Genomic DNA, 20,901 nt, shown 5'->3' on the forward strand with positions numbered 1-20,901 from the left:
CCCGCCGCTTCAGTGGATCGTGCGTCCCCGCTCGTCAGGGACTCCGGACTTCCGCAGGAAATAGCTGTTCACCTGGTCCCGCCACTCCCGTGCGCAGCGCACCTGCTCCTCGTACCGTTCCGCTGCGCGCGCGTGCCGCGCCGGGTCCACCAGGTCCGCGAGGCCCGCCCACACCCGGCGGGCCTCCTCGGCCTCCTCGACGCCCTCGAAATGGGTGTCGTAGATGTGCTGGACCACCGTCTTCCCGCTCTTCAGCACATGCACGTACGGCACATGGTGGAAGAACAGCAACAGCTCATCGGGGCAGGAGACGACCGACTCGTACAGCTCGGCCCACGGCTTGGCGTACTGCGCGGCGTAGCCCGTGCCGGTCGCTGCGCTCCGGTCGACGCCGATCCCGTCCCGGTCCGCGAAGTGGTACGTCCCCCAGGGGCTGTACTCGTAGCCGTCGACACCGGGCCCGTAGTGGTGTCCGGGCTGCACCATGAAACCGACGCCGAGCGGCGCGGTGTACTTCTCGTACGTCCGCCAGGAGCCGTGCAGCACCGCGCGAAGCCCGGCGGCCAGCCGCTCGGAGGCGGCCGGGTCGGAGGCGGCCGGGTCGGAGGCGGACGGGAAGGTGAGCGCGATCCACTCATCCAGGAGGTCGTGCGGATCGGCGTCCGGTTGCCAGGCGAGCCGGCCGAAGGCGTAGAGGTTCGCCTGAGCCAGCGGATGCCCGGTCCAGAACGGATCGTCGCCGGCATTGGACACCGCCACCACGCCGCCGCGCGCCAACTCCCCGACGGCAGGGCCCTGTTCGCCGTCCGGCCGGAAGCGCAGCACCTCGCTCCACATCGGCCCGAGCCAGCACACGTGCTGCTGCTGTCCGGTGTACTCCTGCGTGGCCTGCACCTCCACGGCGACCCGGGTGCGCGGCAGCGCGCCGAGCACGGGTGAGACGGGCTCGCGCACCTGGAAGTCCATCGGCCCGTGCTTCACCTGCAGAACGGCGTTCTCGGCGAACTGCCCGTCGAGCGGGGCGAAATGGTCGTACGCGGCCCGCGCACGGTCGGTCGAGCGGTCCCGCCAGTCCTGCCGGTGGTTGTACACGAACGCCCGCCAATGGACCGTGCCGCCGAACGGTGCGAGGGCCGCTGCCAGCATGTTCGCGCCGTCCGCGTGCGAGCGGCCGTAGGTGAACGGGCCCGGCTGGCCCTCCGAGTCGGCCTTCACCACGAACCCGCCGAAGTCCGGGATGGCCGAGTACACCCCGCGCACGGCCTCCGCCCACCACTCGCGCACCGCCTCCTCGAACGGGTCCGCGGTGGACAGCCCGCCGAGCACGACGGGCGCGGCGAAGGTCACCGACAGGTGCGTGCGGATCCCGTGCGGCCGCAACGCCCGTGCGATCCGGGCGACTTCGTCGATCCGGTCGGTGAGAAGGTGCGCCTCGGCCTCGTGCACGTTGACGTTGTTGACCGAGACGGCGTTGACCCCGCAGGCCGCCAACAGCCTGCCGTACGCCCGTACCCGCTCCCAGTCCCCGCTGGGCCGTCCGTCCCGCCAGAACAGGGAGCCGCCCGCGTACCCGCGCTCCACCTGGCCCATGACCGGGTGCACGGCCACGTTGTCCCAGTGGTCCAGCATCCGCAGTGCCGTCGCCGGGCGGTGCACCTCGCGTGCCCGGGCACCCCGGAAGGCCTCCTCGCCGAGTCTCACGACGTGGAACAGGCCGTACAGCAGCCCCCGTTGACCGGCTGCCGTCACCATGGCCGTGCCGTCGGCGCGCTCGTAGGCGAACCCCTCGTCACCGAGATCCCCGATGCTCCCGCCGGCGCCCGCATCGGCTGCTGTCGGACGCGCCAGGCGCAGCACCAGGTCGTACGGGTCACCCGACGCGTCATCCGATGTGTTCCGTACGACCTCGCCGCCGAACTGCTCGCAGGCGTAAGCCACTTCACCGTGCACGGTGTCCACCAGCGGCCCCGCGCCCTGGACCAGCGTCCGCCGGGTTCCCAGCGGTCGGAACGCTTCCGGCGGCAGCCAGGCGGGGTCGATCCCGTCGGGCAGGACGGGCACGGTCAGCGGCATGGTCCCTCCGAGGCACTGCGGTCCGGCGATGAGGCTGGTCGATGCGGGTGGGCGATGCGGCTGGCGCGGCTTGCCTAGGCGATGGCCGCGCCGGTGCCACGCGCGGCGCCGATGAGGTCGGTGAGCGCGGCGTCGTCGTAGACGGAAATGTCGACGTAAGCGCCTTCGGGGAGGTCGAAGTCCTCGACCTCGTAGTCCAGCACCGCCGTGGTCCCGGGCGGGCTGAAAGTGCCCAGGTTGTGGGTGGCGCCGCCGGACGTGTAGCTCACCTTGACGTAGTACGTGTCACCGTCGTTCGCGGTGTCGTACACCCACAGCTTCTCGTCGTTCGGGTGGAACTCCACCTTGCCGACGAACGCGCCAGAGTTGATCAGCTCCATCTTCACGGCATAGCCGCCGGCGTCGTTCGCGAAGTACGTGTTGTCGAACGGGTCGGTGAGGTTGCCGCCGCTGCACGGGCAGCCGTCGGTGTCGTAGTAGTAGGCGTGGAACTCCGGGTTCGGGCTGTACGCCTGTGCCGGCGCCGCCGTTGCGAACAGGGCCCCCGCCCCGAGAGCCGCGCCGGCGAGCAGTCCCGTGAACCGCCTGATGATGCTCATGACCGCTTTCCCCCTCCATGACGGACCGCCCGGCGCTCGCGGGCGGCCTGATCATTCTGAAACGTCGGTGACGACCGGTACAGCGGATGGTCGCTCGCGGTTACCAGATCATGACAACAACTCGACCTCTGTCAGGCGCGCTTCGCCGGCGAACACCAGCCGGTAGTGCCCGTACGCGCCCGGTCGGGCGATCGTGAAGGCCCGGGTCTGTCGGTCCCAGGGGAACGTCTCGGCGGAGCGCCGGTCCAGATCCGTCCACGTCTGTCCGTCGGCGGAGCCCTGAAGGGTCCAACTCCCGGGCGCCTGCGTGTGATCGGCGGAGGTCAAGGTGTACTGCACGGCCTTGGCGCCCGCCGTGACCGGCAGGGCGAGCGGCCCCGACACCGTCTCCTGGGTCGCCGACGTGTCGTCGAACAATGCGCCGGCGCCCTTCAGCACGTCCGTGCGGGGTGTCGGCGCCTTGTCGTCCCGGGTGATCGAGACCGGTGCCGCGTTCTTTCCGGACCCCCACGTCGAGGGCCGTGGTCCCATGTCGAACTCCAGGACCCCGCCCTGGGCGAGAAGCGCGTGGGAGAGCGAAGTCGACGTCCAGGCCCGGCCGTTGACCTTCAGGCCCTGCACATACACGTTCTCCGCGCTGTTCTTCGGGGCCTTGACCACCAGATCTCTGCCGTTCTCCAGATGCACGGTCGCCTTGGTGAACAGGGGGGAGCCGACGGCGTATTCGCCGCTGCCCATCACCAGCGGGTAGAAGCCGAGTGCGGAGAACAGGTACCAGGCCGACTGCTCGCCGTTGTCCTCGTCGCCGTGGTAGCCCTGTCCGATGGCGCTGCCGGTGTAGAGCCGCGCGAGCACCTCGCGGGCCCTGGCCTGCGCCTTCCAGGGCTGCCCGGCCGCGTCGTACATGTAGATCGCATGGTGGGCGACCTGGTTGGAGTGCCCGTACATGCCCATCCGCACATCCCGCGCCTCGGTCATCTCATGGATGACGCCGCCGTAGGAGCCCGCGAACTCGGGGGAAGCGGTTTCCGGGGTGGCGAAGTAGGCGTCGAGTTTCTTCGCCAGCCCGTCGCGGCCGCCGTACAGGTTGGCCAGGCCCCGGCTGTCCTGCGGGGCGGTGAAGGCATAGCCCCAGCCGTTGGTCTCGGTGTAGTCGTAGCCCCACACGCGCGGATCGTAGCTCTGCGACGCCACACGCCAGTCGCCCTTGTCGTCCTTCCCCTGGAAGAACCCGGCCTTGGCGTCGAAGAGGTGCACATAACCCTGTGCACGGTTGAGGAAGTAGTCGGCCTCCTCCTGATAGCGCTTCTCCCCGGTCTTCCGGTACAGGGCCTGGCCCATGCGGGCGATGCCGTAGTCGTTGAGGTAGCCCTCCAGCGCCCAGGACAGGCCCTCGTGCGTGGCCGTGCTGGTGTAGCCGAGGAAGGGGGAGGTCGCCATGCCCTTGCGGCCCACCCCCGCCGCCGGGGGCACGACCGTGGCGTTCTTGAGGGCCGCTTCGTACGCCGCCTTCGCGTCGAAGCCGACGCCCTTGACGAACGCGTCCGCGAAGGCGACGTCCGACGACGTGCCGGTCATCAGGTCGGCGTACCCGGGGGAGGACCAGCGTGAGGTCCAGCCGCCGTCCTTGTACTGCTGCACGAACCCGTCCGTCAGCACGCCCGCCTGAGTGGGCGTCAGCAGCGCGTAGGCGGGCCAGGTCGTCCGGTAGGTGTCCCAGAAACCGTTGTTGACGTACACCTTGCCGTCCACGATCTTCGCGCCGGTGTGCGTCGGGGTGTCCTGGCCGGACATCGGCGAGAAGGGCGACGCGTACCGGTACGTCTCACCGACCTTCTCGAAACCGGAGTTGGGATACAGGTACAGCCGGTACAGGCTGGAGTAGAGCGTGGTCAGCTGGTCCTGGCTCGCTCCCTCGACCTCCACCCTGCCGAGGAGTGCGTCCCACTGCTGTCGGGCCCGCGACCTGACCGTCTCGAAATCGGTTTCCTCAGGGATTTCCTGGCGGAGGTTGTCGCGGGCCTGGTCGACGCTGATGAGGGAGGTCGCCAGCCGCAGGGTGACCGTGCGGTCGGAGCCCGCGTCGAAACGCAGGTAGCCCTTCACCCCGCTCGACGCCCCGTCCGTCACCGGTGCGTCGAACTCGCCGTACACGAAGAGCCGGGTGGCTCCTGCCGACAGGTCCGACTTCACGTCCGAGTAACCGGTGACGACCCCGGTCTCCTTGTCGAGCGTCAGCCCCGCCTGGTCGGTGACGTTGTCGAAGACGACGCTCGCGTCCGAACCCGGGTAGGTGAAGCGCAGGGCGGCGGCATGGTCGGTCGGCGCCATCTCCGCCGTGAGACCGTTCTCGAAACGCACTCCGTAGTAGTACGGGCGGGCGGTCTCGTCGGTGTGCCGGAACGCCAGCGCCCGGGCCGTCCGCCCGGTGTCCGGGACACCGGGCGCGGCCGACGGCATCACCTGGAACGTCTGCCGGTCGCCCATCCACGGACTCGGCTCGTGACTCGCGCTGAACGCCTGGATCGTGGGCCGGTTGTCCCCGTTGGCGGCCCGCGCGTAGTCGTAGAGCCAGCCCAGCGAGGACGCGTTCGTCACCGGCGTCCAGAAGTTGAAACCGTGCGGCACGGCCGTCGCGGGAAACGTGTTTCCGCGCGAGAAGCTCCCGCTGGAGTTGGTGCCGCGTGTGGTCACCGCGTAGTCCGACAGATGCGCCTGCGCCGCCTCCGGGGCGGCCGTGCGCAGCGCGATGTCGTCCACCCAGCCCCGGAACCGCGCCGGCCCGCCGGGGGAGTCGTAGGCGACGAGGATCCGGTCGACCGTCTTTCCGGCCGCCACCGCTCCGATCCCCGACACCACGTCGTTCCACTGGTTGACGTACAGCGCCTTCGCCGCGCCCTGCCCGCGCGGCGACAACGGGAAGCCGTACTGGTCGCTCGCCCCGAGCCCGCTCAGATACGTTCCGTCCGTGAAAGCCAGGTCCACGGAGACGTTTGTCGCGGCGTAGTCCAGGTCGCCGCCCGCCATCGCCGGGAAGATCCGGTACGCCAGCTGGGTGCGCGAACCGACCCGGACGTTCACGTCGAACACCTTGTTGTACGAGTACGCCCGGCCGGAAGCGGTGTGCCGACCCGCGTAACGCAGTGCCCGCCGCCCGGTGAAACCGGCGCCCGACTTCGCGGTCGGCGAGCCGCTCGGGCCCCGGTCGACGACGGTGAGCATGTCCGGCGGGACGGGCCCGTCGCTCCCGCCCGTGCCGAACCGCACGTCGGCGAGCTGCACGAGCCCGGCGCCGTGGTTTTTGGTGACCTCCAGCCGGAAGTGCCGGTACTCGGCGGGGGTCGCGAGGCCGTAGGTCCGGGTCTGGAAGCGCTCCGCGAAGGTTTCCCCGGAGCGGGTGTCGAGGGGCGTCCAGGAGGCGCCGTCCACCGAGCCCGAGAGGGTCCAGTCGGCGGGGTCGCGCTCGGCGAAGTCATTCGCGGAAGTGAGCGCGTAAGCGGTTACCCGCGCAGGCTGGTCGAGGTCGAACTCGACCCAGCCGGTGGCGGCGAAGGCCAGCCACTTGGTGCTCGGCTCGCCGTCGACGAGGTTCTCCTTCACCTCGCCGCCGGCCGTGTTCTCCGCGCTCGCCCGGACCTCCGTCACCCGGTCGGTCACCTCACCGGGAAGCCCGCCGCCGTAGCCGCCGTCGACCCCCGAGGCCCGTTTGCCGCCGTCCGGTGCGGTGTCCACGGTGCTCTGCCAGTCGGGGGCGCGTTCACCCGCCTCGAAGGACGAAGCGAACCCCCGAGCGGGGAACGGGACGGGCGACGGCAGCGCGACCGCCGTCCCCTGTGCACCGACCGTCATGACCAGGGCGGCCGTGACCACGACCGCCCGTAACCGTCCGAACCGTTGCATGCGTGAGCACCCTCCCCGCGCCGGACAACGCCCCGGACAACGTTGTCCTCATGGTTGCGCAGGAATCAGTAGTGGGCCAAGTGGACGGTGATGTCAAGGATGTTGATTGCGCCAGACGGGGTTCATGTCCTGCGTTTTTCCGGCATGGCGCCCGCAGGCCGTTCATATGTCCGGGAGGTCTCGACTCGGAAAAGACCGGTGGGCAACCTTGCGTTCGATCTTGCTCCGTCGGTAAGGAGTGGACTATACCTGTCGGCGATTCATCGTCGACACAGCCGTTACGGTCGTTACCGTCGACGCCGTTGAACCACGCGATCCGCAACGACCCTGCTTGACCTGACCGCGGTGCCGGGAAGGATCCGGTGCACCGCCTGAGTCCTGGAGAAGGCGAGGACTTGAGCATGGGATCCCACTCCGAGAACAACGGCTCAGCGGGTGTCGGCCGCCGAGACCTGATCAAGAGGTCGGCGGCACTCGGCCTGATCTCCGTCCCCACGATGAGCTTTCTGTCCGCATGCGCCAGCAGCGGCGGCGGTGACGAGGACAAGGCGAAGGCCGGAAAGAAGACCGCGAAGAACCCTCTCGCGGTCAATGAAACCGCCCCGATGGAATTCGTCCTGTTCGACGGCGGTTTCGGCAAGGCCTACGCCGAGGACGCGGTCAAGATCTACGAGAAGAACTTCCCCGGCGCGAAGGTGAAGTTCTCGGCCATACAGAAGATCCAGTCGACGCTCCAGCCCCGTTTCAACCAGGGCGCCCCGCCCGACCTGATCGACAACTCCGGCGCCGAGCAGATGGACATGGGCGTCCTGGTCGGCAAGAAGCAGCTCGCCGACCTCACTCCGCTCCTCGACGCCGCGTCCTACGACGACCCGAACAAGAAGGTCCGCGACACCCTGCGGCCCGGCATCGTCGAGATGGGCCAGTTCGACGGCGCCCCGGTCTGGATCATGTACTACGCCTACACCGTTTACGGCGTCTGGTACTCGCAGAAGGCCCTGGACTCGCTCGACGCCACGTACCCCGAGACCTGGGACCAGATGCTCGCGGTCTGCGAGAAGGCCAAGAAGAAGGGCATGGCCGGCTGGACGTATGCGGGCAAATACCCCTACTACCTCCCCTTCTCGCTGTACCCGATGATCGGCAAGGTGGGCGGCCGCGAAGTCCTCGACGCCATCGACAACCTGGAGCCGAACGCCTGGAAACACCCTGCGGTGAAGGCGTGTTTCGACGCTTACTACGAGCTCTACAAGAAGGGTTACATCCTGCAGGGCACCCCCGGCCTGGACCACACCCAGTCGCAGACCGCGTGGGCCAAGGGCAAGGCCCTGTTCATCCCCAACGGCTCCTGGGTGGAGAACGAGTCGGCGGACGTCATCCCGAAGGACTTCGATCTGGCCGTTTCCGCGCCCACCGGCATCGACTCCTCCGACAAGATGCCGTTCGGCACCATCTGGGCCTCCGGCGGCGAGCCGTTCGTCGTGCCGGCCAAGGCGAAGAACGCGGCGGGCGGCATGGAACAACTGCGCATCATGCTCAGTGAGGCGTCGGCCAAGAACTTCACCGCCACGGTCAAGTCACTGACCGCGTACAACGGCGGCACCGACGGAATCACGCTCACACCGGGTCTCAAGTCAGGTGTCGCGGCACTGGAGAAGGCCGGCGACAACGTGGTGAATCCGCGGCTGCAGGACTGGTATGTCCAGTTGCAGAAGGAGAAGATCGGCGTGTCCGGTCTCGGCGAGATGATGGCCGGCCGGCTCACCCCCGCCGAGGCGATCAAGAAGATCCAGGGATACGCCGACGCGACGGCCAAGGACACGACGATCAAGCATTACAAACACCAGTGACGGCGAGAATCACGGCAAAGCATCCATAAAAGCACCGGAGTGGCGATGCAGCACGGCAAGTACCGGTTCATCGTGGGGTTCCTGGCGCTGCCCCTGGGACTGTATGCGCTCTTCGTGGTGTGGCCGTTCATCCAGTCCATCTACTACTCGTTCACGGACTGGACCGGCTTGAGCCCCGAATTCAAGATGGTCGGCCTGGACAATTACCGGAGGATGCTGGACGACGAGATCTTCTGGAAGTCCTTGCAGCACAGCCTGCTGTTCGCGATCGTGCTGCCGGTGGTGACGATCGGCCTGGCGCTGTTCTTCGCCTTCATGATCAATGTCGGCGGCCGCAGAAGGAAGGGCGGCCCGGCGATCTCCGGTGTCCGGGGCTCCTCCTTCTACAAGATCGTTTACTTTTTTCCGCAAGTGCTGTCGATCGCCATCGTGGCGCTGCTGTTCGCCTTCGCGTACAACCCGGACAGTGGCGCGATCAACTCGTTCCTGCGCGGGATCGGACTGGACGGCGTCCAGCCTCTCTGGCTGGGCGATCCGGACCTCGCGCTGTGGTGTGTGATGGCGGTGCTCCTGTGGTCCACGGTCGGTTTCTTCGTGGTCCTGTTCTCGGCGGGCATGGCCTCCATCCCGGCGGACCTGTACGAGGCCGCGCTGCTGGACGGCGCGAGCCGGTCGGCGACGTTCTTCCGGATCACCCTGCCGCTGCTCTGGGACACGGTGCAGTCGGGCTGGGTCTACATGGGCATCCTCGCGCTCGGCGCCGAGTCGTTCGCGGTCGTGCAGATCATGACGACCGGGCCCGGCGGCCCCGACTACTCGACCACCGTCATGGTCCTGTACGTGTACCAGAAGGCGTTCCGGGACGGTCAGGCCGCCTACGCCACCACCATCGGCGTCGCGCTGCTCATCGTGACGCTGGCCTTCGCCGCGGTCGTGATGCGGCTGGGGCGGCGCGAGCGGCTGGAGTACTGACAGTGAAGACGACAGACACCCCCGCGCCCCGGCCGGCCGAGTCGGGCTCCGGGGTTCCCGTCACGAAGGTCGACCTGGCCCTCGGGAAACCGCCCGTGGAGAAGAAGACGGAAGGAAAGGTCCTCAACGCCTTTTCCCACGGCATCCTGGTCATCTGGGCGATCATGGTCGTGCTGCCGTTGCTGTGGGCGGTGATGACCTCCTTCAAGGACGACGGCTCCATCTTCGGCTCGCCCTGGTCGCTGCCGGACAAGCTGCACTTCGACAACTGGTCGCGGGCCTGGACCGAGGCCAACATGAGCGACTACTTCCTCAACACCGTGCTGGTGGTGGGCGGTTCGCTCATCGGAACCCTGGTCCTCGGCTCCATGGCGGCCTACGTCCTCGCGCGTTTCGACTTCCCCGGAAACCGTTTCATCTACTACCTCTTCATCGGCGGCATGAGCTTCCCGGTCATGCTGGCCCTGGTCCCGCTGTTCTACGTCGTGAACAACATGGGCCTGCTGAACTCCCTGCACGGCCTGATCCTCGTCTACATCGCCTACTCGCTGCCGTTCACGGTGTTCTTCCTGACGGCGTTCTTCCGCACGTTGCCGACGTCGGTGGCGGAGGCGGCCTTCGTGGACGGCGCCTCGCACAGCCGTACGTTCTTCCAGATCATGCTGCCCATGGCCAAGCCCGGTCTGATCAGCGTCGGCATCTTCAACTTCCTGGGCCAGTGGAACCAGTACATGCTGCCCACGGTCCTCAACACCGACCCCGACAAGCACGTCCTCACCCAGGGACTGGTCCAACTGGCCGTCAGCCAGGGCTACAAGGGCGACTGGTCGGGCCTCTTCGCGGGTCTGGTGATGGCGATGCTGCCGGTGCTGGCCGCGTACATCGTCTTCCAGCGGCAGGTGGTGCAGGGGCTGACCGCGGGGGCGCTCAAGTAGTCGCGTGTCCTGAGCACGGGCGGCGCGCTTTCGCCGGGCGACATGCTCCTCGGGCCTGCGCGGACCTCCCTGTCACGGGACTGCCGCGCAGGCCCGCCCCCGTTTCCGCCCCCCGCCCGCAACGCCCCGCACCCGCTCCCACACGCCCCGCAACCGCGGTTCAGCCACCCTCCGTGTCTCTCCGCAAGCACACGGATACTGTTCAACCTCTTGACGGGAGGCGACCCGAACAGCTCAGCTTAGAGTTCACTAGTTGGACATAGACGGGGCCTCATCGAAGCGGTCCCGCGCGCAGGAGGTCGTCGTGGAGACTCCGGGGTCGCAGTCGTCACTGCACCGAGCCAACCTGGAGCGAGTCGTACGTGCCGTGCGTCTGGCCGGGTCCCTGACCCAGGCGGAGATCGCCCGGACGACCGGGCTGTCCGCCGCGACCGTCTCCAACATCGTGCGCGAGTTGAAGGAAGGCGGCACCGTCGAGGTGACGCCCACCTCGGCCGGCGGACGAAGGGCCCGCAGCGTCAGTCTGAGCGGCGACGCGGGCATCGTCATCGGGGTCGATTTCGGCCACACCCACCTGCGCGTCGCCGTGGGCAACCTGGCCCACCAGGTCCTCGCCGAGGAGTCCGAGCCGCTGGATGTGGACGCCTCCTCGACCCAGGGCTTCGACCGGGCGGAACAGCTGGTCAACCGGCTGATCGAGGCCACCGGGGTGGACCGTACGAAGGTCGCGGGGGTCGGGCTCGGCGTGCCCGGGCCGATCGATCTGGAGTCCGGCACACTCGGCTCCTCCGCCATCCTGCCCGGCTGGATCGGCACCAGGCCCGCCGCGGAGATGAGAGGCCGGCTCGGCGTCCCGGTGCACGTGGACAACGACGCCAACCTCGGAGCCCTCGGCGAGATGGTCTGGGGCAGCGGCCGGGGTGTACGTGATCTTGCTTACATCAAGGTCGCGAGCGGTGTCGGCGCGGGTCTGGTGATCGACGGGAAGATCTACCGGGGTCCGGGCGGGACCGCAGGAGAAATCGGACATATTACTCTTGATGAATCCGGCCCTGTCTGCCGCTGCGGAAACCGGGGCTGCCTGGAGACCTTCGCGGCCGCGCGCTACGTGCTGCCGCTGCTCCAGTCCAGTCACGGCACGGACCTGACGATGGAAGGCGTCGTGCGGCTGGCCAGGGACGGAGACCCGGGCTGCCGTCGGGTGATCGCCGACGTCGGCCGACATGTCGGCAGTGGAGTCGCCAATCTCTGCAACCTGCTGAACCCGAGCCGGGTCGTCCTGGGCGGTGATCTCGCCGAGGCCGGTGAGCTGGTGCTCGGGCCGATAAGAGAATCCGTCGGCCGCTATGCGATCCCGAGTGCGGCGCGTCAACTGTCCGTTCTCCCAGGGGCACTTGGCGGTCGTGCGGAGGTGCTCGGAGCGCTCGCTCTCGCACTGAGCGAGATGGGCGATTCCACCCTTTTGGACAGCACCCTGCACGCCGTGACACCTGCCTTCACTTAGAGAACGAATGACGCCGTTGCCATCTCGTTAAGTATTTACTTCTTGACGTCGCACGTGTGGCCGAGTTGACTTCCAGCCACCTCGGCCGCAGCGTTGCGGCCCTGTCAGGGAGGCACACCCCACATGAACGCAACGATGCGTAGAGTCGTGATCGGCGCCACCGCCGTGTCCATGGCGCTGTCGATTGCCGCGTGCGGCAAGGCGGGCGACGACAAGGACAGCGGCTCCGGCAGCAGCAGCTCGGGCGACAAGTCCATCGGCCTGCTGCTCCCCGACAGCGTCACCACGCGGTACGAGAAGTTCGACAAGCCGTACTTCGACGCCAAGGTCAAGGCGCTCTGCGCCGACTGCAAGCTCGAGTACGCGAACGCCGCGGCCGACCCGGCCAAGCAGGCCCAGCAGGTCAGCAGCATGGTCACCAAGGGCGTGAAGGTCATCGTGATCTCCGCCCAGGACTCCGCCGCGATCAAGTCCTCGATCCAGTCCGCGGTGGACAAGGGCGTCAAGGTCGTCGCGTACGACCGTCTCGCCCAGGGCCCGGTCAGCGCCTATGTCTCCTTCGACAACGTCAAGGTCGGCGAGCTCCAGGGCCAGGCCCTGCTCGACGCCCTCGGCGCCAAGGCGACCCCCAAGGCCAAGGTCGTCATGATCAACGGTGACGACGCCGACCCGAACGCCGCCCAGTTCAAGGAAGGCGCGCACAAGGTCCTCGACGGCAAGGTCGACATCGCCTACGAGCAGTCCGGCCTCTGGAAGGACACGGTCGCCGCCCAGAAGATGTCCGCGGCCATCACCCAGCTCGGCGCCAAGAACATCGCGGGCGTCTACTCCGCCAACGACGGCATGGCCGGCGGCATCGCCAACACCCTCAAGGGTGCGAAGATCGGCAACATCCCGCTGACCGGTCAGGACGCCGAACTCGCCGCCATCCAGCGGATCGTGGCCGGCACCCAGTCCGCCACGATCATGAAGACCTACAAGGTCGAGGCCGAGACCGCCGCCCAGATCGCGGTCAACCTGCTGAACGGCAAGGACATCAAGTCCCTCGCCCCGACCACGCTGACCAGCGGCTCCGGCGACAAGGTGCCCTCGCAGCTGCTGACCCCGGTGTCGGTCACCAAGGCCAACATCAAGGACACCGTGATCAAGGACGGTTTCTACACCGCCGCGGACATCTGCACCGCCCAGTACGCCGCCGCCTGCAAGGCCGCCGGCATCCAGTAGGCGCCCGGTCCCGAGGGCGCTTGCGGGCCGTCTGCCAAGGCGTGCCTCACCAGCGGCCCTCGGGTCCCGCCGACCGCCCCGGCGGTCCCGCGAGACCCCTCCGACGTCCGCCCCACCTTCACACCCCGCTGCCGGGGCGGGCGTCGGACGGAACCGTTGCCAAGCGCAGCGGATTCGCGCATGTTCATCTTGTAAACCTCGTGCGGTGACGCCGCGTTCCACGCGCGTCGCCCACATCCCTCCGCGCCTTGTCTTTGCGCGCGGCATCCCCGCCGGTCAGGCGGCGAAGGAGATGGTTCACGTGTCCGCTACGCCCGTGCTGGCGTTGCGCGGAGTCTCCAAGCGATTCGGTGCGGTGCAGGCACTCACCGACGTCGAGCTGGAGGTCCACGCCGGAGAAGTGGTCGCCCTGGTGGGCGACAACGGCGCAGGAAAGTCCACCCTGGTCAAGACGATCGCGGGTGTCCACCCCATCGATGAGGGCGTCATCGAGTGGGAGGGCACGCCCGTCAGCATCAACAAGCCGCACGACGCCCAGGGACTCGGTGTCGCGACCGTCTACCAGGACCTCGCCCTGTGCGACAACCTCGACGTGGTCGGCAACCTCTACCTCGGACGCGAGCTGCTGCACCGCGGCGTCATCGACGAGGTGACGATGGAGAAGAACGCCCGGGAGCTGCTGTCCACGCTCTCCATCCGCATCCCGAGCGTGCGCATCCCGATCGCGAGCCTCTCCGGCGGTCAGCGCCAGGTCGTCGCCATCGCCCGCGCGCTGATCGGCGACCCGAAGGTCGTCATCCTCGACGAGCCCACCGCCGCCCTCGGCGTCGAGCAGACCGCACAGGTCCTCGACCTCGTCGAGCGGCTGCGCGAGCGCGACCTCGGCGTCATCCTCATCAGCCACAACATGGCCGACGTCAAGGCGGTCGCGGACACCGTCGCCGTCCTGCGCCTGGGCAAGAACAACGGCTCCTTCCCCGTGAAGGACACCAGCCACGAAGAGATCATCGCCGCGATCACGGGTGCCACGGACAACGCCGTGACCCGTCGTGCGGGGCGTCGCACCGCGGAGGCGGCAAAGTGAGCGACACGTCGAAGACCGAGCCCGAGAAGGCCGCGAAGACGGAGAAGACCGACACCGCGACGAAGGTCGACAAGACCGACGGCGTCGTCGAGGACCAGAACACCGTCGCCCCCGCCGACGACCCGACCGCCGCGCCGGTCACCGTCGTCGACCCGCGTCTGCTGATCCGTGAAGAGGGCCTCAAGGGCTACCTCACCGAGTTCAAGCGCAAGGTCAGGGGCGGCGAGCTGGGCCAGATCCCGGTCGTCCTCGGCCTGATCGTCATCTGGACCATCTTCCAGCTGAAGAACGACCTGTTCCTGAGCGCCGGCAACCTCTCCGACATCAGCTATTTCATGTCGGCCACCGGCATGCTCGCCATCGGCCTGGTGTTCGTGCTGCTGCTCGGTGAGATCGACCTGTCCGTCGGCTCCGTCAGCGGCCTGGCGTCCACGGTGTTCGCCGTGTTCGTGGTGAACCACGGCATGAACCCCTGGCTAGCGCTGGTCCTCGCGATCCTGACCGGCATCGCCATCGGAGCGCTGCACGGTTGGTTCTTCGCGAAGGTCGGCGTACCGGCCTTCGTCGTCACCCTGGCCGGCTTCCTCGGCTGGAACGGCCTGATGCTGTGGCTGTTGGGCTCCAGCGGCACCATCAACATTCCGTCGGACAGCGGTCCGGTGCACCTGCTGGGCAAGAGTTCCTTCTTCATGGACCAGGCCATCATCGGCGCCTACCTGCTGGCAGGCCTCGCCGTCGTGCTGTCCCTGGTGGGCAATTTCGGTGAGCAGCGTCGCCGCCGGGCCGCGGGCGTCCCGCACCGTGCCACCAGCGAGATCCTGCTGCGGGTGGGCGCTCTGGCCGTCGCGGCCTTCGTGTCCGCGGCCGTGCTGAACAACGCCGAGGGTGTCTCCAACGCACTGGTGATCTTCCTGGCCACGCTGGTGATCGTGGACTTCGTGCTGCGTCGTACGACGTACGGCCGCAAGGTGTTCGCGGTCGGCGGCGGCATCGAGGCCGCCCGCCGTGCCGGTATCAACGTGCCGATGGTCCGGATCACCGTGTTCGCCATCTCTGGCGGGTTCGCGGCGGTCGGCGGCATGTTCTTCGCCGGCGTGACGGCGTCCGCGACGCTGAGCGCCGGTGGCGGCAACACCCTGATGCTCGCCATCGCGGCGGCCGTCATCGGCGGCACGAGCCTCTTCGGCGGCCGCGGCACCGTCTGGTCCGCCCTCCTGGGCATGCTGGTCATCCAGTCCATCCAGACCGGCCTCGACCTGCTGAACATGAGTACCTCGATCCAGTACATGATCACCGGTGGTGTCCTGCTCGGCGCGGTCGTCATCGACTCCGTCTCCCGCAGGAGCCAGAAGGCCGCCGGCCGCGGCTAGTTCGCCCGTTGACATGGCTGTGCCCGGCATCCGCAGGGATGCCGGGCACAGCCATGTCATAGGAAGGCCTCATCCTGGGTACGGCCGTTCGCGTGACCTATGACGCACGGGCCGGAGTCCGTCCGCCCGAGCGGAACATTAGACTCGACAAGCCCGGCAACAGCTCGATCGGCTTTTACTGCAAGGAGGCACGGGTGCCGCTGCTGACCCGCATCAGGGGACCGCGCGATCTGGACCGGCTCAGCCCGGAGGAGCTGAACCAGCTGGCGGAGGAGATCCGGACCTTCCTCGTCGACGCCGTGTCCAAGACCGGCGGCCACCTCGGTCCCAACCTCGGCGTGGTCGAGCTCACCATCGCCCTGCACCGGGTCTTCGAGTCCCCCAAGGACAAGGTGCTGTGGGACACCGGCCACCAGTCCTACGTGCACAAGCTGCTCACGGGCCGACAGGACTTCTCCCGGCTGAAGATGAAGGGCGGCCTCTCCGGCTACCCCTCGCAGGGCGAGTCCGAGCACGACGTCATCGAGAACAGCCACGCCTCCACCGTCCTCGGCTGGGCCGACGGCCTCGCGAAGGCCAACCAGATCCTCGAACGCGACGACCACGTGGTCGCCGTCATCGGCGACGGGGCGCTCACCGGCGGCATGGCCTGGGAGGCACTGAACAACATCGCCGACGGCGACCGCCCGCTGGTGATCGTCGTCAACGACAACGAGCGCTCGTACGCCCCGACCATCGGCGGTCTCGCCAACCACCTCGCCACCCTGCGCACGACGGACGGCTACGAGCGCTTCCTCGCCCGCACCAGGGAGGTGCTGGAGCGCACCCCCGTCGTCGGCAGGCCCCTCTACGAGACCCTGCACGGCGCGAAGAAGGGCCTGAAGGACTTCATCGCCCCCCAGGGCATGTTCGAGGACCTCGGCCTGAAGTACGTCGGCCCGATCGACGGCCACGACATCGAGGCACTGGAGTCCGCGCTGGCCCGCGCCAAGCGCTTCGGCGGCCCGGTGATCGTGCACTGCCTCACCGAGAAGGGCCGCGGCTACCAGCCCGCCCTGCAGGACGAGGCCGACCGCTTCCACGGCATCGGCCCCATCCACCCCGACACCGGTCTGCCGGTCAAGGCCTCGGGCGCCGACTGGACGTCCGTCTTCGGCGACGAGATGGTCGCGCTCGGCAAGGAGCGTGCGGACATCGTCGCGATCACGGCGGCGATGCTGCAGCCGGTCGGCCTGAAGAAGTTCGCGGACGCCTTCCCGAACCGCATCTACGACGTCGGCATCGCGGAACAGCACGCCGCCGTCTCAGCCGCCGGCCTCGCCACCGGCGGACTGCATCCGGTCTTCGCGGTGTACGCCACCTTCCTCAACCGTGCCTTCGACCAGGTCCTGATGGACGTCGCCCTCCACAAGTGCGGTGTGACGTTCGTACTGGACCGGGCCGGTGTCACCGGCACCGACGGCGCCTCCCACAACGGCATGTGGGACATGTCGATCCTGCAGGTCGTCCCCGGCCTCAGGCTCGCCGCCCCGCGCGACGCCGACCAGGTCCGCGCCCAACTGCGCGAGGCCGTCGCGGTCGAGGACGCGCCGACCGTCGTCCGCTTCTCCAAGGGCGCCGTCGGCCCCGCCGTCCCCGCCGTGGGACGCGTCGGCGGCATGGACGTGCTGCGCGAGAGCGGCACCGGCGCCCCGGACGTGCTGCTGGTCTCCGTGGGCGCCCTCGCCCCCATGTGCCTGGAGATCGCGACGCTCCTCGACCGGCAGGGCATCACTGCCACGGTCGTCGACCCGCGCTGGGTCAAGCCCGTCGACGAGGCCATGGCGCCCCTCGCCGAGCGCCACCGCGTGGTCGTCACCGTCGAGGACAACTCCCGCGTGGGCGGCGTCGGCTCGGCGATCGCCCAGGCCCTGCGCGACGCGGGCGTCGACGTGCCGCTGCGCGACTTCGGCATCCCGCCGCGCTTCCTCGACCACGCCTCCCGCGCCGAGGTGATGACGGAGATCGGGCTCACCGCCCCCGACATCGCCCGCCAGGTCACCGGCCTGGTCTCCCGGCTCGACGGCAAGTACGGCAGCGCCGCCGCCGAGGTCGACTCGGTCGAGCCCGCGCGCGACTGACCCGCCCGCCTGCTGCGAACGGGCCGGTTCGACCACCGCGAAGGGTGGTGGAACCGGCCCATTTGCGTGAATCCGCTCGCGCCGGGGCATACGTACCACGCCCCCTCTCGATCATGTCGAGGACGACACAGCGTGGGAGGTCCCCGTGAGCAGCACCCTCTTCCGGACGAAGAAGGTCGAGCAGTCCATCCTCGATACCGAGGAACCCGAGCACGCGCTCAAGAAATCCCTGTCCGCGCTCGATCTGACCGTCTTCGGCGTCGGTGTCATCATCGGCACCGGCATCTTCGTCCTCACCGGCACCGTCGCCAAGAACAACGCCGGCCCCGCCGTCGCCCTGGCCTTCGTCGCGGCCGGGGTCGCCTGCGCGCTCGCCGCGCTCTGCTACGCCGAGTTCGCCTCCACCGTCCCGGTGGCGGGCTCCGCGTACACCTTCTCGTACGCCTCTCTCGGGGAACTGCCCGCCTGGATCATCGGCTGGGACCTGGTCCTGGAGTTCGCCCTCGGCACGGCGGTGGTCGCCGTCGGCTGGTCCGGGTACATCGCCTCGCTGCTGGACAACGCCGGCTGGCACCTGCCGGCGGCGCTGAGCGGAAGAGAGGGAGCCGACGGCTTCGGCTTCGACATCCTCGCCGCCGCCCTCGTCCTGGTGCTCACCGCCATCCTCGTGGTCGGCACGAAGCTCTCCGCGCGGGTCACCTCCGTCGTGGTCGCCATCAAGGTGACCGTCGTCCTGACCGTGATCGTCGCGGGCGCCTTCTTCATCCACGGTGAGAACTACGACCCGTTCATCCCGAAGGCGCAGACCGTCGAGGCGGGCAACAGCCTCCAGTCCCCGCTCATCCAGCTGATGTTCGGCTGGGCGCCCTCCAACTTCGGCGTGATGGGCATCTTCACCGCCGCCTCCGTCGTCTTCTTCGCCTTCATCGGCTTCGACGTCGTCGCCACCGCCGCCGAGGAGACCAAGAACCCGCAGCGCGACATGCCCCGCGGCATCCTCGGCTCCCTCGTCATCTGCACGGTCCTGTACGTCGCCGTGTCGATCGTCGTCACCGGGATGGAGCACTACACCAAGCTGTCCGTGAGCGCCCCGCTCGCCGACGCCTTCAAGGCCACCGGACACCCCTGGTTCGCGGGCTTCATCAGCTTCGGCGCCGCCGTCGGCCTGACGACGGTCTGCATGATCCTGCTCCTCGGCCAGACCCGGGTCTTCTTCGCGATGAGCCGCGACGGACTGCTGCCGCGCTTCTTCTCCCACGTCCACCCGCGGTTCAAGACCCCGCACCGACCGACCATCCTGCTCGGCGTGCTCATCGCGATCCTGGCCGGCTTCACCAGCCTCAGCGAACTCGCCGAACTGGTGAACATCGGCACCCTGTTCGCCTTCGTGGTCGTCGCGATCGGCGTGATCATCCTGCGCAGGTCCCGCCCCGACCTGCCCCGCGCCTTCCGCACCCCGTGGGTGCCGGTCATCCCGATCCTGTCGGTGTGCGCCTCGCTGTGGCTGATGCTCAACCTGCCCGCCGAGACCTGGCTGCGGTTCGGCATCTGGATGGTCATCGGGTTCTTCGTGTACTTCCTCTACGGCCGCTCCCACAGCCGACTCGGGCGCCACGAGGAGACATCCGTGGGCGACGTCACCGGACCCGGCCGCGACGACACCGCGTAACGGCCCGGCAGCCGGCCCCGCACCGCCCGCCGGGGCCGGCTCCCGCGCCGTACCGCTTCAGCCTCGTACCGCCTCAGCCCCGTACCGAGCGCGGGCCCGTGACGTCCGCGCCCAGCTCCGTCACCCGGCGGCGCAGCTCGCGGTCGGCCGTGACGACCAGGCGGGGGCGCTCGCCGGCCTCGGCGACCAGCTCGACGATACGGTCGTCGCCGCTGCCGGGCGCCGCCTCCACCCGTACGCCGGGCACCGGCTCCACCCCGCGGGCCGCGCCCTCGACGACGAGGACGATCTCCTCGGGCCCGGAGTGCCCCGGCAGTCCGTCGGCGGCCAGCCGGTCGCGCAGCCGCTCGGCCGCGCCCCGCCGGTCCCGCCACCACCCGTCGGGCACCGACCCGACGACGTTCGCCGCGTCGACGATCACGAGCAGCCGGGCGCCGTCGTCCGGGGAGCCGTCCAGGGAACCGTCCATGGACCCCAGGGTCGCACGGGCGGCCCCGCCGGCCGGACCCGCGCCCAGGGGGCGCACCGGCCCCGGCATAAGGTGATCGGGTGAACGGCGACTGGCTCATACGGGGCCGCGATGGGCGGCTGGGTGTCTATCTGATGTCGGACGACGCGGTCCTCTGCCGGGCCGAGCGCCTCCCCGGCGGGTCCTGGGAGGACCCCCGCCCGGTGGGCGGCGACCAGAAGGTGCAGCGGGTGCTCGCCGTCGGCCACGGCGCCGACGGCTACGCCCACCTGGCCTCCTGGCGGCCCACGGTGCAGGGCGAGGCGGCCCTCGTGCACTCCACGCACTACCGGCCGCTGCTGTCCGCCCTGGACTGGGCGCCCATCGGCCATCCCAACAAGAAGGGCGACCGCACCGGCACGCCCGCCGTCGCCGTGGACGCCCAAGGGCGCGCGCACGTCTTCGTGCGCAACATCGGCACCGGACTGTGCATGGTCGCCCAGAAGGAGAAGGGCGGCTGGGACCCGTGGCGCGACCTGAAGGGACAGGGCGTCGAGGGACCGCCCGTCGCGGTGACGGCCGAGTCCGGGTGCGTCGCCGCGTACGCGGCCGTCGCCGGCGGGATCCTGCACTGGCGGCAGGAGGCGCCGGGCGCTCAGCCGGTGCTGCAGGAGCCCCTCGACGCGCCGGTCCGGCCGGGCACGCTGCGAGCGCTGGCCACCTCCCCGGAGCACACCACCCTCTTCTACACCGACGACTCCGGCGACGTGTGCGCCTGGCGTCCCGGCGGCGAGCCCGTCCCCGTGCTCGCCGCCGCCGGACCCGGCCCGGTCGCCGCGATCCGCACCGAACTCGACGGCCACGACTGCACGCTGCTCGCCCAGCGCTCGGCGAGCGGCCGGGTCGCCTTCGCCGCGTACCCGACCGAACGGGAGTCCGCCGGCGCCTGGTGGGCCGAGTCGGGCCCCGCGCTGCCCGCCGACGCCGTGGTGGCGCTCGCGAAGGACCACGAGGACCGGGTCGTCGCCGCGACCCTGTCCCCGTCCACCGGCGACCTGCGGCTCACCCGCCGCAAGGACGAACCGGTCCTGGCCCTGACGGCCTGGCAGCAGATGTGAGACCGAAGGGGGACATGCCAACGCATAGGATTCGC

14 protein-coding genes are annotated in these 20,901 nt (G+C 69.1%); 10 read left to right on the top strand and 4 right to left on the bottom strand.

Features of this window, described 5'->3' with window-relative positions; translation table 11 throughout:
• Nucleotides 1–9: 9 nt before the first annotated feature.
• The 3 genes from ACIBAF_RS30115 to ACIBAF_RS30125 form a co-directional block, all read right to left on the bottom strand.
• Nucleotides 10–2,073 (bottom strand): alpha-glucuronidase, encoded by a 2,064-nt coding sequence (locus ACIBAF_RS30115; RefSeq protein WP_399467230.1) that lies wholly within the window; start codon nt 2,071–2,073, stop codon nt 10–12.
• A 74-nt stretch (nt 2,074–2,147) separates the two neighbouring features.
• Nucleotides 2,148–2,672 carry a hypothetical protein gene (locus tag ACIBAF_RS30120; RefSeq protein WP_399467232.1) on the bottom strand — a complete coding sequence of 175 codons (525 nt, stop codon included), beginning with the start codon at nt 2,670–2,672 and terminating at the stop codon, nt 2,148–2,150.
• Between the two features lie 108 nt (nt 2,673–2,780).
• Nucleotides 2,781–6,572 (bottom strand): GH92 family glycosyl hydrolase, encoded by a 3,792-nt coding sequence (locus ACIBAF_RS30125; protein ID WP_399467233.1) that lies wholly within the window; start codon nt 6,570–6,572, stop codon nt 2,781–2,783.
• Nucleotides 6,573–6,973: 401 nt separating this feature from the next.
• Between ACIBAF_RS30125 and ngcE the strand changes: the two genes are divergently transcribed.
• The 9 genes from ngcE (at nt 6,974) to ACIBAF_RS30170 (ending at nt 19,300) form a co-directional block, all read left to right on the top strand.
• The gene (gene ngcE / locus ACIBAF_RS30130; protein WP_399467234.1) at nt 6,974–8,422 is read left to right on the top strand and encodes an N-acetylglucosamine/diacetylchitobiose ABC transporter substrate-binding protein; all 1,449 of its coding nucleotides are present in this window, start codon (nt 6,974–6,976) and stop codon (nt 8,420–8,422) included.
• 45 nt (nt 8,423–8,467) lie between these two features.
• Complete coding sequence (locus ACIBAF_RS30135) at nt 8,468–9,394, top strand: carbohydrate ABC transporter permease (RefSeq protein WP_399467235.1); 927 nt, start codon at nt 8,468–8,470, stop codon at nt 9,392–9,394.
• Nucleotides 9,395–9,396: 2 nt separating this feature from the next.
• Complete coding sequence (locus tag ACIBAF_RS30140) at nt 9,397–10,329, top strand: carbohydrate ABC transporter permease (RefSeq protein ID WP_399467236.1); 933 nt, start codon at nt 9,397–9,399, stop codon at nt 10,327–10,329.
• A gap of 304 nt (nt 10,330–10,633) precedes the next feature.
• Entirely contained in the window at nt 10,634–11,833 is a 1,200-nt protein-coding gene (locus ACIBAF_RS30145; protein WP_399467237.1) for an ROK family protein, read from the top strand.
• 123 nt (nt 11,834–11,956) lie between these two features.
• On the top strand, nt 11,957–13,057 hold the full coding sequence (locus tag ACIBAF_RS30150; protein ID WP_399467238.1) for a sugar ABC transporter substrate-binding protein: 1,101 nt from the start codon (nt 11,957–11,959) through the stop codon (nt 13,055–13,057).
• Between the two features lie 292 nt (nt 13,058–13,349).
• The gene (locus ACIBAF_RS30155) at nt 13,350–14,141 is read left to right on the top strand and encodes an ATP-binding cassette domain-containing protein (RefSeq protein ID WP_399467239.1); all 792 of its coding nucleotides are present in this window, start codon (nt 13,350–13,352) and stop codon (nt 14,139–14,141) included.
• Nucleotides 14,138–15,511 carry a sugar ABC transporter permease gene (locus ACIBAF_RS30160; RefSeq protein ID WP_399467240.1) on the top strand — a complete coding sequence of 458 codons (1,374 nt, stop codon included), beginning with the start codon at nt 14,138–14,140 and terminating at the stop codon, nt 15,509–15,511. The genes ACIBAF_RS30155 and ACIBAF_RS30160 overlap by 4 nt, the downstream gene beginning before the upstream one ends.
• Nucleotides 15,512–15,705: 194 nt before the next feature.
• Nucleotides 15,706–17,631: a 1-deoxy-D-xylulose-5-phosphate synthase gene (dxs, locus tag ACIBAF_RS30165; protein ID WP_399467360.1), complete on the top strand. Its 1,926-nt coding sequence runs from the start codon at nt 15,706–15,708 to the stop codon at nt 17,629–17,631.
• Nucleotides 17,632–17,776: 145 nt separating this feature from the next.
• Nucleotides 17,777–19,300 (top strand): amino acid permease, encoded by a 1,524-nt coding sequence (locus tag ACIBAF_RS30170; RefSeq protein ID WP_399467241.1) that lies wholly within the window; start codon nt 17,777–17,779, stop codon nt 19,298–19,300.
• Nucleotides 19,301–19,373: 73 nt separating this feature from the next.
• On the opposite strand, the gene ACIBAF_RS30175 is transcribed toward ACIBAF_RS30170, so the two are convergent.
• Entirely contained in the window at nt 19,374–19,769 is a 396-nt protein-coding gene (locus tag ACIBAF_RS30175) for an NTP pyrophosphohydrolase (RefSeq protein ID WP_399467242.1), read from the bottom strand.
• A gap of 80 nt (nt 19,770–19,849) precedes the next feature.
• Here ACIBAF_RS30175 and ACIBAF_RS30180 point away from each other — a divergent pair, with 80 nt between their 5' ends.
• A complete protein-coding gene (locus tag ACIBAF_RS30180) occupies nt 19,850–20,866 on the top strand; it encodes a hypothetical protein (protein ID WP_399467243.1) in 1,017 nt (338 codons plus the stop codon).
• Nucleotides 20,867–20,901: the final 35 nt, after the last annotated feature.

The sequence above is a fragment of the Streptomyces sp. NPDC051677 genome (genome assembly GCF_044453465.1).
Taxonomy (GTDB): Bacteria; Actinomycetota; Actinomycetes; order Streptomycetales; family Streptomycetaceae; genus Streptomyces.

Excerpts from the sequence above, each read along its gene's own strand:
- ACIBAF_RS30115 (WP_399467230.1), bottom strand. The coding sequence starts at position 2,073 with ATGCCGCTGACCGTGCCCGTCCTGCCCGACGGGATCGACCCCGCCTGG.
- ACIBAF_RS30120 (WP_399467232.1), bottom strand. The coding sequence starts at position 2,672 with ATGAGCATCATCAGGCGGTTCACGGGACTGCTCGCCGGCGCGGCTCTC.
- ACIBAF_RS30125 (WP_399467233.1), bottom strand. The coding sequence starts at position 6,572 with ATGCAACGGTTCGGACGGTTACGGGCGGTCGTGGTCACGGCCGCCCTG.
- ngcE (WP_399467234.1), top strand. The coding sequence starts at position 6,974 with ATGGGATCCCACTCCGAGAACAACGGCTCAGCGGGTGTCGGCCGCCGA.
- ACIBAF_RS30135 (WP_399467235.1), top strand. The coding sequence starts at position 8,468 with ATGCAGCACGGCAAGTACCGGTTCATCGTGGGGTTCCTGGCGCTGCCC.
- ACIBAF_RS30150 (WP_399467238.1), top strand. The coding sequence starts at position 11,957 with ATGAACGCAACGATGCGTAGAGTCGTGATCGGCGCCACCGCCGTGTCC.
- ACIBAF_RS30155 (WP_399467239.1), top strand. The coding sequence starts at position 13,350 with ATGGTTCACGTGTCCGCTACGCCCGTGCTGGCGTTGCGCGGAGTCTCC.
- ACIBAF_RS30175 (WP_399467242.1), bottom strand. The coding sequence starts at position 19,769 with ATGGACGGTTCCCTGGACGGCTCCCCGGACGACGGCGCCCGGCTGCTC.